General features: G+C 59.5%; 11 protein-coding genes and 4 tRNA genes. 14 read left to right on the plus strand and 1 reads right to left on the minus strand.

The window, feature by feature from the left end:
- Positions 1-2 precede the first annotated feature (2 nt).
- Genes QQ992_RS09330 through QQ992_RS09340 form a run of 3 tightly spaced genes read left to right on the plus strand, consistent with a single transcriptional unit; the run spans position 3 to position 2,867 of the window.
- Positions 3-803, plus strand: a complete 801-nt coding sequence (locus QQ992_RS09330) for a carbohydrate ABC transporter permease (protein ID WP_286113157.1) — start codon at positions 3-5, stop codon at positions 801-803.
- Positions 804-815: 12 nt separating this feature from the next.
- Positions 816-1,088, plus strand: a complete 273-nt coding sequence (locus QQ992_RS09335; RefSeq protein ID WP_013971877.1) for a DUF2160 domain-containing protein — start codon at positions 816-818, stop codon at positions 1,086-1,088.
- 39 nt (positions 1,089-1,127) lie between these two features.
- Positions 1,128-2,867, plus strand: a complete 1,740-nt coding sequence (locus QQ992_RS09340; protein ID WP_105947904.1) for an ABC transporter substrate-binding protein — start codon at positions 1,128-1,130, stop codon at positions 2,865-2,867.
- A 124-nt stretch (positions 2,868-2,991) separates the two neighbouring features.
- On the opposite strand, the gene folD is transcribed toward QQ992_RS09340, so the two are convergent.
- Complete coding sequence (gene folD, locus QQ992_RS09345) at positions 2,992-3,846, minus strand: bifunctional methylenetetrahydrofolate dehydrogenase/methenyltetrahydrofolate cyclohydrolase FolD (RefSeq protein WP_016714772.1); 855 nt, start codon at positions 3,844-3,846, stop codon at positions 2,992-2,994.
- A 270-nt stretch (positions 3,847-4,116) separates the two neighbouring features.
- On the opposite strand from folD, the gene QQ992_RS09350 reads away from it, so the two are divergent.
- The 11 genes from QQ992_RS09350 (at position 4,117) to hupB (ending at position 12,762) form a co-directional block, all read left to right on the plus strand.
- A tRNA-Arg gene (locus QQ992_RS09350) sits at positions 4,117-4,193 on the plus strand.
- A gap of 41 nt (positions 4,194-4,234) precedes the next feature.
- Positions 4,235-4,310, plus strand: a tRNA-His gene (locus QQ992_RS09355).
- Positions 4,311-4,362: 52 nt separating this feature from the next.
- Positions 4,363-4,447 (plus strand) — tRNA-Leu (locus QQ992_RS09360).
- Between the two features lie 44 nt (positions 4,448-4,491).
- A tRNA-His gene (locus QQ992_RS09365) sits at positions 4,492-4,567 on the plus strand.
- A gap of 297 nt (positions 4,568-4,864) precedes the next feature.
- Positions 4,865-5,644 (plus strand): class I SAM-dependent methyltransferase, encoded by a 780-nt coding sequence (locus QQ992_RS09370; protein WP_286113161.1) that lies wholly within the window; start codon positions 4,865-4,867, stop codon positions 5,642-5,644.
- Positions 5,645-5,790: 146 nt separating this feature from the next.
- Positions 5,791-6,090, plus strand: coding sequence for a DUF6388 family protein (locus tag QQ992_RS09375; protein ID WP_119370670.1), 300 nt, complete (start codon positions 5,791-5,793; stop codon positions 6,088-6,090).
- A 247-nt stretch (positions 6,091-6,337) separates the two neighbouring features.
- Positions 6,338-7,651: a trigger factor gene (gene tig, locus QQ992_RS09380; protein WP_286113163.1), complete on the plus strand. Its 1,314-nt coding sequence runs from the start codon at positions 6,338-6,340 to the stop codon at positions 7,649-7,651.
- Positions 7,652-7,742: 91 nt separating this feature from the next.
- Entirely contained in the window at positions 7,743-8,384 is a 642-nt protein-coding gene (clpP, locus tag QQ992_RS09385) for an ATP-dependent Clp endopeptidase proteolytic subunit ClpP (protein ID WP_286113165.1), read from the plus strand.
- Positions 8,385-8,492: 108 nt separating this feature from the next.
- A complete protein-coding gene (clpX, locus tag QQ992_RS09390; protein ID WP_286113167.1) occupies positions 8,493-9,776 on the plus strand; it encodes an ATP-dependent Clp protease ATP-binding subunit ClpX in 1,284 nt (427 codons plus the stop codon).
- A gap of 164 nt (positions 9,777-9,940) precedes the next feature.
- A complete protein-coding gene (gene lon, locus QQ992_RS09395) occupies positions 9,941-12,337 on the plus strand; it encodes an endopeptidase La (protein ID WP_025754403.1) in 2,397 nt (798 codons plus the stop codon).
- A gap of 152 nt (positions 12,338-12,489) precedes the next feature.
- Entirely contained in the window at positions 12,490-12,762 is a 273-nt protein-coding gene (gene hupB / locus QQ992_RS09400; protein ID WP_003250246.1) for a nucleoid-associated protein HU-beta, read from the plus strand.
- Positions 12,763-12,828 lie beyond the last annotated feature (66 nt).

A 12,828-nucleotide genomic window follows, 5' to 3' on the forward strand; every position in this document is an offset into this window, starting at 1 on the left:
CCATGAGTACGCGCAAAACGCTGGCCCTGCTGCTGTATTTCTTCTTCCTGCTGGTGCCGATCTACTGGTTGCTGAACATGTCGTTCAAGAGCAACACCGAGATCCTTGGCGGCCTGACCCTGTGGCCGCAGGCATTCACCCTCGACAACTACCGGGTGATCTTCACCGATGCCAGCTGGTACAGCGGTTACATCAACTCGCTGTACTACGTGTGCCTGAACACGCTGATTTCGTTGCTGGTGGCGCTGCCGGCGGCCTATGCCTTCTCGCGCTACCGCTTCCTCGGCGACCGGCACCTGTTCTTCTGGCTGCTGACCAACCGCATGGCACCCCCGGCGGTGTTCCTGCTGCCGTTCTTCCAGTTGTACTCGTCGATCGGCCTGTTCGACACCCATATTGCCGTGGCCCTGGCCCATTGCCTGTTCAACGTGCCGCTGGCGGTGTGGATCCTGGAGGGCTTCATGTCGGGCGTGCCAAAGGAAATCGACGAAACGGCCTACATCGACGGCTACAGCTTCCCGCGCTTCTTCATGAAGATCTTCATTCCGCTGATTGGCTCCGGTATCGGCGTGACGGCGTTTTTCTGCTTCATGTTTTCCTGGGTCGAGCTGCTGCTGGCGCGCACCCTGACCTCGGTGAATGCCAAGCCGATTGCTGCCGTGATGACCCGCACCGTGTCGGCCTCGGGTATCGACTGGGGGGGGCTGGCGGCGGCGGGGGTACTGACCATTTTGCCGGGCATGCTGGTGATCTGGTTCGTGCGCAACCATGTGGCCAAGGGCTTTGCCCTGGGCCGGGTGTGAGGAGGGCAACGCATGGAGTGGATGGCCTGGACCTTGCCGACGGCGCTGTTCTTTGCCGCCGTTGGCGTGCTGCTGCTGGGCATGACCCTGCTTGAGCTGCGCCGTCCTTGCGTGGAGCGGCGCGGCTTCTTGCCGCTGGTCACCAGCCGGGGTGACCGCTTGTTCATCGGCCTGCTGGCCAGCGCCTACCTGCATTTGCTGGTGGTTGGCGTCAGCGAGTGGCCGTTGTGGGTGGCCTCGCTGCTGTCGCTGGCGTGGCTGGTGGTGGTGCTGCGCTGGGGCTGAGCGAGCGGCCCTGTGGAATAACCGAAACGGGAGATCACAATGTTCGATAACAAGCACAAGACGCGACATTTGACCCTGGCCGCGTTGCTGGTGCTGACCAGCGTGCATGGCACAGCCTGGGCCGACCAATACGAGGATGCAGCGAAGAAATGGCTTGGTAGCGAGTTCAAGCCTTCGACGCTTACCCCGGAACAGCAGATGGCCGAGATGAAGTGGTTCATCAAGGCCGCAGAGCCGTTCCGTGGCATGAAGATCAACGTGGTGTCGGAAACCATCACCACCCATGAATACGAGTCCAAGGTGCTGGCCAAGGCCTTCAGCGAAATCACCGGCATCCAGCTGACCCACGACCTGCTCCAGGAAGGCGACGTGGTGGAGAAACTGCAGACACAGATGCAGTCGGACAAGAACATCTACGACGGCTGGGTCAACGACTCCGACCTGATCGGTACGCACTTTCGCTACGGCAAGGTGGAATCGATCACCGACCTGATGGCCAACGAAGGCAAGGACTACACCTCGCCGACCCTCGACCTGAAGGACTTTATCGGCATTTCCTTCACCACCGCCCCGGACGGCAAGGTCTACCAGTTGCCTGACCAGCAGTTCGCCAACCTGTACTGGTTCCGCGCCGACTGGTTCGAGCGCCCTGACCTGAAAGCCAAATTCAAGGAAAAGTACGGCTACGAGCTGGGTGTGCCGGTTAACTGGTCGGCCTATGAAGACATTGCCAGGTTCTTTACCGAAGACGTCAAGGAAATCGACGGCAAGCGCGTCTATGGCCATATGGACTACGGCAAGAAAGACCCGTCGCTGGGCTGGCGCTTCACGGATGCCTGGTTCTCCATGGCCGGCGGTGGCGACAAAGGGTTGCCCAACGGCCTGCCGGTGGATGAATGGGGCATTCGCGTGGAGGACTGCCACCCGGTGGGCTCCAGTGTCACCCGTGGCGGCGACACCAACGGCCCGGCCGCTGTATATGCCACCCAGAAGTACGTGGACTGGATGCGTGCCTATGCGCCCAAGGAAGCGCAGGGCATGACCTTCTCCGAGGCGGGGCCGGTGCCGGCGCAAGGCAACATCGCCCAGCAGATCTTCTGGTACACCGCGTTTACCGCCGACATGACCAAGCCCGGATTGCCGGTGGTGAATGCCGATGGCACGCCGAAGTGGCGCATGGCGCCCTCGCCGAAGGGGCCTTATTGGGAGGAGGGGATGAAGCTGGGCTATCAGGACACGGGTTCGTGGACGTTCTTCAAGTCCACCCCCGAGAAGCAACGCCTGGCAGCGTGGCTGTATGCCCAGTTCGTCACCTCCAAGACCGTCTCGCTGAAAAAGACCATCGTCGGCCTGACGCCGATTCGAGAGTCGGACATCAACTCCCAAGCGATGACCGACCTGGCGCCCAAGCTGGGTGGGCTGGTGGAGTTCTACCGCAGCCCGGCGCGGGTGCAGTGGACACCCACCGGCACCAACGTACCGGATTATCCACGGTTGGCGCAGTTGTGGTGGAGCCATATCGCCGAGGTGGCCAGTGGAGAAAAGACCCCGCAGGAAGCGCTGGATGGCCTGGCGCGGGACCAGGACCGCATGATGGAACGCTTGCAGCGGTCCAATGCCCAGGCCACCTGTGCGCCCAAGCTGAACCCGGAGAAGGATGCCCAGTACTGGTTCGACCAGCCGGGTGCTCCGAAACCGAAGCTGGCCAACGAGAAGCCCAAAGGCGAGACGGTCAGCTACAACGAACTGTTGAAGTCCTGGGAGGCGGCCAGGAAGTGATCGGCTGAGCACCACGTTGGCTTCTTCGCGGGTTTACCCGCGAAGAGGCCGGAAAAGCCAACACATAAGCCACAGGCAAAAAAAACGGCACCTGTCAGAGGTGCCGTTTTCATTTCACGCCGACTTACTTGTGCAGTTCTTCCGCCGCATACAGCGTGTTCTCCAGCAGGCAGGCACGGGTCATCGGCCCGACGCCACCCGGCACCGGCGTGATCCAGCCAGCGCGCGGCAGGGCAGTCTCGTAGACCACGTCGCCGACCAGCTTGCCGTCTTCCTGGCGGTTGATGCCCACGTCGATGACGATAGCGCCTTCCTTGACCCACTCACCCTTGACCAGGCCCGGCTTGCCGGCAGCCACGACCACCAGGTCGGCGCGCCCGACATGGCCAGCCAGGTCTTTGGTGAAGCGGTGGCAGACGGTGACGGTGCAGCCGGCCAGCAGCAGTTCCATGGCCATCGGGCGACCCACGATGTTGGAAGCACCAACGATCACCGCATCCATGCCATACAGGTCCTGGCCGGTGCTTTCCAGCAGGGCCATGATGCCTTTCGGCGTGCACGGGCGCAGCAGCGGGATGCGCTGGGCCAGGCGGCCGATGTTATACGGGTGGAAACCGTCCACATCCTTGTCCGGGCGAATGCGCTCGAGCAGCAGCGAGGCGTCCAGGTGCGCTGGCAGCGGCAACTGCAGCAGGATGCCGTCGACAGCCGGGTCGTCATTGAGGCGGTCGATCAGCTCGGTCAGGGCCTGCTGCGAGGTTTCGCTGGGTAGGTCGAACGCCTGCGAAATGAAGCCGACCTCTTCGCAGTCCTTGCGCTTGTGCGAGACATAGACTTGGGAGGCGGGGTCGGTGCCGACCAGGATCACTGCCAGGCCCGGCGTACGCAGGCCTTGCTGGCGACGCTCCACGACACGTTGAGCGATCTGCTTGCGCAGGTTGGCGGCGATCGCCTTGCCATCGATTAGGTGTGCAGTCATAGACGCGTGATTAACCATCGAGAAGGAAACAATAAAGAGCGCGCATTCTCGCACGACACGGCCCACGGGCAAAGGCGGGTGGTCGGGCAAATCCCCTAAGCCCTTAAATAATTTAAATTTTTTTTAAAAAGGTGTTGACGAGTTACAGGGTCGACTATAAGATTCGCCGCACTTGTCGGGCACAGCCTAGCACTGGTTGGCTAAGTCGGGCAGAATGAGTGGTTTAGCAGTTATCTGTTAAGGTCTCGTTCGGTTAGGCTTCAAGCTTAAGCGCCCGTAGCTCAGCTGGATAGAGCATCCGCCTTCTAAGCGGATGGTCGCAGGTTCGAGTCCTGCCGGGTGCGCCATTAGGCAGCTTTGGCACGCAAGTAGGCGGTAATGCAATATGGTGGGCGTAGCTCAGTTGGTAGAGCGCTGGATTGTGATTCCAGTTGTCGTGGGTTCGATTCCCATCGTCCACCCCATATTCTTCAAGGGCGCCTCGATAGCATCTGGCGCCTTTGTTTTAAGCGTTACGCGGACGTGGTGAAATTGGTAGACACACTGGATTTAGGTTCCAGCGGCGCAAGCTGTAAGAGTTCGAGTCTCTTCGTCCGCACCATGCTTCTGTAAGGTTGTACCGCAACATCGCAAGACTGCAATATGGTGGGCGTAGCTCAGTTGGTAGAGCGCTGGATTGTGATTCCAGTTGTCGTGGGTTCGATTCCCATCGTCCACCCCATATTCTTGAAAAGGCGCCTTGATCGTGAGATCGGGCGCCTTTGCTTTTTTCCTGTGCTGCCTCTCTGAGGCTTCGCTGTTGTCGACAATCAGTCGCCAATGCTGTCGGCCCCTTCATGTAAATGCCATTTTGTTGACGGCAGTTATCCGTTTTTTTCCAAATGATTGCCAGTGCCCCGTGGTCAGGCGGGGTGCGGACGCTCGGCAGTGGCTGGTCGGATTCTTGCTAGGAGTCTGTGGTTATGCCGCCTGGTGATTGTTTTCAGGCGCTGCTTACCTCATGGATAAAGGAACGAGCATGAAAGTCTGCAATACGCATCGAGTGAACCTGTACCAGGTATTGGCTGCAGTGTTCAATGCGCTGGAGAAACGGCCGGTTATTGCCGAGGTTGGGGTGCTGCGCGGTGAAAATGCCCTGAAGCTGCATGCAGCCCTGTCGCCGGCGCGCATGGTACTGGCCGACAGTTGGAGCAAGGATGCGAACAAGGCCTACAGCCCATTCGACCAGTTGCCGCCATGGGTTTCTCCGGTGGATGCCTATGAGTACTACTATGGCGGTTCGCTGCACGATGACGAGACGTGGGAGCGGCTTTACCAGGAGTGCCTTGCCAAGTTCGTCAGCATGCCGGAAGTTTCCGTGATACGCGCCGACAGCATCGGGGCGATCGAGAAAATCCGCGAGCAGACCGGCATTGAGCAGTTCGATCTGGTCTATGTGGATGCCAATCACCAGTATGAGTACGTTCTGCGCGACATGATGTACTACCAGGAGTTGCTGGGGCCTGATGGCATCATGATGCTCAATGACTGTTGTCACAGTCATCATGGCACCCGACAGAATCTGGGCGTGCTTGAAGCGTTGGGTAGCTTCATGAAGCGCTCGGACTTCATTCCTGTCGCCATGACCAATACCGATTGGTCTGATGTCATTCTCGTGCGGCGTGACTCTGTGCTGGTAAAGCTCTTCGATATGGCGCTGACCAATTCCGATGTGCCTTACGTTGAGGTGCCTCATCAACTGGTGACCGCGGCGCGAGTGGTTTATGGCGCCCAGCGTGCGAATATCAGCTTCGTCTGAGTGCCTGGGCCGTTTCGGTCCCGTTGATCGCCCGCTAGCCAAATCGCTTCCCGGCACTTGCAATCTTCTGGTGACACCCCAATAAAAGCTGTTAGATTTCAGCCGGTTGAAACACCGGCCTGTTTGACAGGCAGAGGAACAGCCCGATGATTGCAAAAGAAGCCCGTCAGGCCCTGGCACTGCAGCGCTTTGCCGAAGCCAACCCGCAGCTGCTCGAAGAGATCCGCGAGCTGGATGCGCGCGAGCAGGCCCAGCAGATCGAGTGGGCGTTCGAAGATGCCGCCGACGAGCAGGGCATTCAGCCCTGGGAGCTGGCGCTGCAACTGATCGCCGAAACCCCGGAGCAGCTGCAGGCCATGCGCCTGGAAACGCACCGTGAGGTGGCCGAGGCGCTGGGGATGGAATGGGACGAGTACTGTCAGTTCAACGAAATCGACCCTGAATAAAGGAAGCGAAATCGTTGTTGGCAGTTGTTTGACAAGGTATTTCGGCTGTAGGGCGCCCCGGGTGTCGTGCGGCCCTTATTGAAACAGGCCTGGCGGTGCGCCGTGCGGGCCTTGAAAGTTAATCGACCGGCGTGGTTTCCCGTCGTCCCGAGTGGGGTGACTTCTGCTGCGCGACTCACTAGAATGCTTGCCCTTGATTCTGGAGTCGGGCTAACGCCGGCTAACGTCTGTGCAACGAGGAATATCCATGCAAGTTTCTGTTGAAAACACTTCCGCTCTCGAGCGCCGCATGACCATCGCCGTTCCGGCCGAGCGCGTCGAGAACGAAGTCAACAAGCGTCTGCAACAGACTGCCAAGCGCGCCAAGGTTGCCGGCTTCCGCCCAGGCAAGGTGCCAATGAGCGTGATCCGTCAGCGCTTCGAGGCCGATGCTCGCCAAGAGGCTTTCGGTGACCTGGTCCAGGCTTCCTTCTACGAAGCCATCGTCGAGCAGAAGCTGAACCCGGCTGGCGCTCCGGCTGTAGAGCCCAAGTCCTTCGAAAAAGGCAAGGACCTGGAATTCGTCGCCATCTTCGAAGTGTTCCCTGAGTTCACCGTTGCCGGCCTGGAGTCGATCAACGTCGAGCGCCTGAGCGCCGAAGTGGCTGACGCCGACCTGGACAACATGCTGGAAGTGCTGCGCAAGCAGAACACCCGCTTCGAAGCCGTCGAGCGCGCCGCGCAGAACGACGACCAGGTCAACATCGACTTCGTTGGCAAGGTTGACGGTGAAGTATTCGCCGGTGGTTCGGCCAAGGGCACCCAGCTGGTACTGGGCTCCGGCCGCATGATCCCAGGCTTCGAAGACGGCCTGGTTGGCGCCAAGGCTGGCGAAGAGCGCGTTGTCAACGTGACCTTCCCAGAGGACTACCAGAACCTGGACCTGGCTGGCAAAGCCGCCGAGTTCACCATCACCGTCAACAGCGTTGCCGCCCCTGTGCTGCCAGAGCTGAACGAAGAATTCTTCGCCCAGTTCGGCATCAAGGAATCGACCCTGGAAGGCTTCCGCACCGAAGTTCGCAAGAACATGGAGCGTGAACTGCGTCAGGCGATCAAGACCAAGGTCAAGAACCAGGTCATGGACGGTCTGCTGGCCGCCAACCCGATCGAAGTGCCAAAAGCCCTGCTGGAAAACGAAGTCAACCGTCTGCGCGTGCAGGCTGTTCAGCAGTTCGGTGGCAACATCAAGCCAGAGCAACTGCCAGCCGAGCTGTTCGAAGAGCAAGCCAAGCGCCGCGTTGTGCTGGGCCTGATCGTTGCTGAAGTGGTCAAGCAGTTCGAACTGAAGCCGGACGATGCCAAGGTTCGCGAAATGATCGAAGAAATGGCTTCGGCTTACCAAGAGCCTGAGCAGGTCATCGCCTGGTACTACAAAAACGACCAGCAACTGAACGAAGTGCGTTCGGTTGTGCTGGAAGAGCAAGTTGTAGATACTGTTCTGCAGAAAGCGACTGTGACCGACAAGTCGGTCTCGTACGAAGATGCCGTTAAACCAGCCCAGGCTCCTGCCGAAGCTGAGTAATACGGTTCTCTCGTAGGAAGCCCCCACAAGCCAGCCTTCGAGCTGGCTTGTGCGTTATCAAGCCATGACTATTTGGGAGTGAGCGCAGGACATGTCCCGCAATTCTTATATTCAGCAGAGCTCTGACATCCAGGCCGCAGGCGGCTTGGTCCCGATGGTTATCGAGCAGTCCGCCCGTGGCGAACGCGCCTATGACATCTACTCGCGCCTGTTGAAGGAGCGAGTGATCTTCCTGGTAGGTCCTGTAGAAGACTACATGGCCAACCTGGTAGTGGCGCAGATGCTGTTCCTCGAAGCGGAAAACCCGGACAAGGATATCCATCTTTACATCAACTCCCCAGGTGGCTCGGTGACTGCTGGCATGTCGATCTACGACACCATGCAGTTCATCAAACCGGATGTCTCGACCATCTGCATCGGCCAGGCCTGCAGCATGGGTGCCTTCCTGTTGACCGCTGGTGCCAAGGGCAAGCGTCACTGCCTGCCTAACTCGCGGGTGATGATTCACCAGCCGCTGGGCGGCTTCCAGGGCCAGGCTACCGACATCCAGATCCACGCCCAGGAAATCCTCAGCATCAAGGCGCGTCTCAACGAGCTGCTGGCCTACCACAGCGGCCAGGACCTCGAGACCATTCAGCGTGATACTGAGCGTGACAACTTCATGAGCGCCTCGCGCGCGGCCGAGTACGGCCTGATCGACTCGGTCTACGACAAGCGGCAACTGGCCTCCTGAACCGGGGTGCCAGAGCAGGTAGGTGCGCAAAGCGCCTACCTGCGGACTTGAAAAAGCCCGCAATTGCCTTCATCTTGTGTTGCAAGCCTACCGGATTGGATCGATCGAATGACTGACACCCGTAACGGCGAGGACAGCGGCAAATTGCTTTATTGCTCCTTCTGCGGCAAAAGCCAGCACGAAGTGCGCAAACTGATTGCCGGGCCCTCGGTATTTATCTGCGACGAGTGCGTCGACCTGTGCAATGACATCATCCGTGAGGAGGTGCAGGAAGCCCAGGCCGAGAGCAACGCGCACAAATTGCCTTCGCCGAAAGAAATCAGCGGCATCCTGGACCAGTACGTCATTGGTCAGGAGCGCGCGAAGAAGGTGCTGGCCGTAGCGGTGTACAACCACTACAAGCGCCTGAACCAGCGTGACAAGAAGGGTGACGAAGTCGAACTGGGCAAGAGCAACATCCTGCTCATCGGGCCGACCGGCTCGGGCAAGACCCTGCTCGCCGAAACCCTGGCACGCCTGTTGAACGTACCGTTCACCATTGCTGACGCCACCACCCTGACCGAAGCCGGTTATGTGGGTGAGGACGTCGAGAACATCATCCAGAAGCTGTTGCAGAAGTGCGACTACGACGTGGAAAAGGCCCAGATGGGCATTGTCTACATCGACGAGATCGACAAGATCTCGCGCAAGTCGGACAACCCGTCCATCACCCGTGACGTTTCGGGCGAGGGCGTGCAGCAGGCGTTGTTGAAACTGATCGAAGGCACCGTGGCTTCGGTTCCGCCGCAAGGTGGCCGTAAACACCCGCAACAGGAATTCCTGCAGGTTGATACCCGCAACATCCTGTTCATCTGTGGTGGTGCGTTCTCGGGCCTGGAAAAGGTTATCCAGAACCGCTCCACCAAAGGTGGTATCGGTTTTGGCGCCGAAGTGCGCAGCAAGGAAGAGGGCAAGAAGGTTGGCGAGTCCCTGCGTGAGGTCGAGCCGGACGATCTGGTCAAGTTTGGCCTGATTCCGGAATTCGTCGGCCGTCTGCCGGTGCTGGCGACCCTCGACGAGCTGGACGAGGCTGCCCTGATGCAGATTCTCACCGAGCCGAAGAATGCCCTGACCAAGCAGTATGCCAAGCTGTTCGAGATGGAAAGCGTCGACCTCGAGTTCCGCAGTGATGCACTCAAGGCCGTTGCCCGCAAGGCCCTGGAGCGCAAGACTGGCGCCCGTGGCCTGCGTTCGATCCTCGAAGGCGTGCTGCTCGACACCATGTACGAGATCCCTTCGAAGAAGGATGTCAGCAAGGTGGTGATCGATGAGAGCGTCATCGAGGGTACCTCGCAGCCGCTGATGATCTACGAGAACAGCGAGCCGCAAGCCAAGGCCGCGCCAGACGCCTGATTCAGGCAAAGGCCGGTTCACGGTTGCAAGCAAGGAGGGGGCCTACGGGCCCCTTTCTGCTTTTCCTGCGCTAGCGCTTGTAATTTCCCAACCGTACCCCCACATTAGGTCCAAGCATCATTTCCACCGGTTTCCGGCCATAAGGCCGCTGTAGAGGCGAAATCATGAAGACCACCCTCGACTTGCCTCTTTTGCCATTGCGCGATGTCGTTGTTTACCCGCACATGGTTATCCCGCTGTTCGTGGGGCGCGAAAAATCCATCGAGGCCCTTGAGGCCGCGATGACGGGCGAAAAGCAGATCCTTCTGCTGGCCCAGAAGAACCCGGCCGACGACGACCCCGGCGAGGACGCCCTGTACCGCGTCGGTACCGTTGCCACCGTGCTGCAACTGCTGAAGCTGCCTGATGGCACCGTCAAGGTGCTGGTCGAAGGCGAGCAGCGTGGCGCTGTCGAGCGTTTCACCGAAGTAGAAGGGCACATCCGTGCCGAAGTCTCCCTGATCGACGAAACCGACGCCGCCGAGCGTGAGTCGGAAGTGTTCGTGCGCACGTTGCTGTCGCAGTTCGAGCAGTACGTCCAACTGGGCAAGAAGGTCCCTGCCGAAGTGCTGTCTTCGCTGAACAGCATCGAAGAGCCAGGGCGCCTGGTCGACACCATGGCCGCCCACATGGCCCTGAAGATCGAACAGAAGCAGGAAATTCTCGAAATCGTCGACCTGCCAACCCGTGTCGAGCACGTGCTGGCGCTGCTGGATGCCGAAATCGACCTGCTGCAGGTCGAAAAGCGTATTCGCGGTCGGGTCAAGAAGCAGATGGAGCGCAGCCAGCGCGAGTACTACCTGAATGAGCAGATGAAGGCCATTCAGAAAGAACTCGGCGATGGCGATGAAGGCCACAACGAAGTCGAAGAGCTGAAAAAGCGCATCGAAGCCGCTGGCCTGCCCAAGGATGCCCTCACCAAGGCCCAGGCCGAGCTGAACAAGCTCAAGCAGATGTCGCCGATGTCGGCCGAAGCCACCGTGGTGCGCTCGTACCTCGACTGGCTCGTGCAGGTGCCGTGGAAGGCCCAGAGCAAAGTGCGCCTGGACCTGGCCAAGGCCGAGGAAATTCTCGATGCCGACCACTATGGCCTGGAAGAGGTCAAGGAACGCATCCTCGAATACCTTGCCGTGCAAAAGCGCGTCAAGAAAATCCGTGGCCCGGTGCTGTGCCTGGTCGGCCCTCCCGGCGTCGGCAAGACCTCGCTGGCCGAGTCGATCGCGGCCGCTACCAACCGCAAGTTCGTGCGCATGGCCTTGGGTGGCGTGCGTGACGAAGCCGAAATTCGTGGTCACCGCCGCACCTACATTGGCTCCATGCCAGGCCGTCTCATCCAGAAGATGACCAAGGTGGGCGTGCGCAACCCGCTGTTCCTGCTCGACGAAATCGACAAAATGGGCAGCGACATGCGTGGCGACCCGGCCTCGGCGCTGCTGGAAGTGCTCGACCCGGAGCAGAACCACAACTTCAACGACCACTACCTGGAGGTTGACTACGACCTCTCGGACGTGATGTTCCTGTGCACCTCGAACTCGATGAACATCCCGCCGGCGCTGCTCGACCGCATGGAAGTCATCCGCCTGCCGGGCTACACCGAGGACGAGAAGATCAACATCGCGGTCAAGTACCTGGTGCCCAAGCAGGTCAAGGCCAACGGCTTGAAGAAAGAAGAGCTGGAAGTCGACGTTTCGGCGATCCGCGACATCATCCGCTACTACACCCGCGAAGCCGGTGTGCGGGGCCTGGAGCGGCAAATCGCCAAGGTCTGCCGCAAGGTGGTCAAGGAACATACCGGGCAGAAGCAGGTCAAGGTCAAGGTGGCCAGCGAGCAGCTGGAACACCTGCTGGGCGTGCGCAAGTTCCGCTACGGCCTGGCCGAGCAGCAGGACCAGATCGGCCAGGTCACCGGCCTGGCATGGACCCAGGTGGGCGGCGAACTGCTGACCATCGAAGCCGTGGTCATCCCCGGCAAGGGCCAGCTGATCAAGACCGGCTCGTTGGGCGATGTGATGGTCGAGTCGATCACTGCCGCACAGACCGTGGTGCGTAGCCGCGCCCGCAGCCTGGGTATTGCCGCCGACTTCCACGAGAAGCATGACGTGCATATCCACATGCCGGAAGGCGCTACGCCGAAGGATGGGCCAAGTGCCGGTATCGGCATGTGCACCGCGCTGGTGTCGGCGCTGACGCAGATTCCGGTGCGCGCCGATGTGGCCATGACCGGCGAAATCACCCTGCGTGGCCAGGTGTTGGCCATTGGCGGGTTGAAGGAAAAACTGCTGGCGGCACACCGTGGCGGGATCAAGACGGTGATCATTCCCGAGGAGAATGTTCGCGATTTGAAGGAGATTCCTGAAAATATCAAACAGGATCTGCAGATCAAACCGGTCAAATGGATTGACGAAGTCCTGCAAATTGCGCTGCAATACGCCCCGGAGCCCTTGCCAGATGTGGCTCCGGAGATTGTCGCGAAAGATGAAAAGCGCGACGGCGATGCTAAGGAAAGAATCAGCACGCATTAGTAGTTTTTGGTTGGGGGGCTTTCCTTGACAGTTTTTTCGGGGCCTTGCTATAAAGCGGCACGCTATTGTCATCAGGCCACCCAGCGCACGTTTCATAAGCTTTTCATTACATACTTAGAAACAAACTCAATAGAGAAATAAGGGGACTTAGAGTGAACAAGTCGGAACTGATTGACGCTATCGCCGCATCTGCTGACATCCCGAAAGCTGTAGCCGGCCGTGCGCTGGACGCAGTCATCGAATCCGTCACCGGCGCCCTGAAGCAAGGTGACGATGTGGTACTGGTTGGCTTCGGTACCTTCTCGGTCAAGGAGCGCGCCGAGCGCACCGGCCGTAACCCGCAAACCGGCAAGGCGATCAAGATCGAAGCCGCCAAGGTTCCAGGTTTCAAGGCAGGCAAAGGCCTGAAAGACGCCGTCAACTAAGTCGTCTTTCAGCCGGACCCGGCCTGGCCTGGTCCGAGCACGGTGATGGCGGGGCGCAAACGTTCC

The organism is Pseudomonas kurunegalensis, assembly GCF_030291635.1.
Classification (GTDB): domain Bacteria; phylum Pseudomonadota; class Gammaproteobacteria; order Pseudomonadales; family Pseudomonadaceae; genus Aquipseudomonas; species Aquipseudomonas monteilii.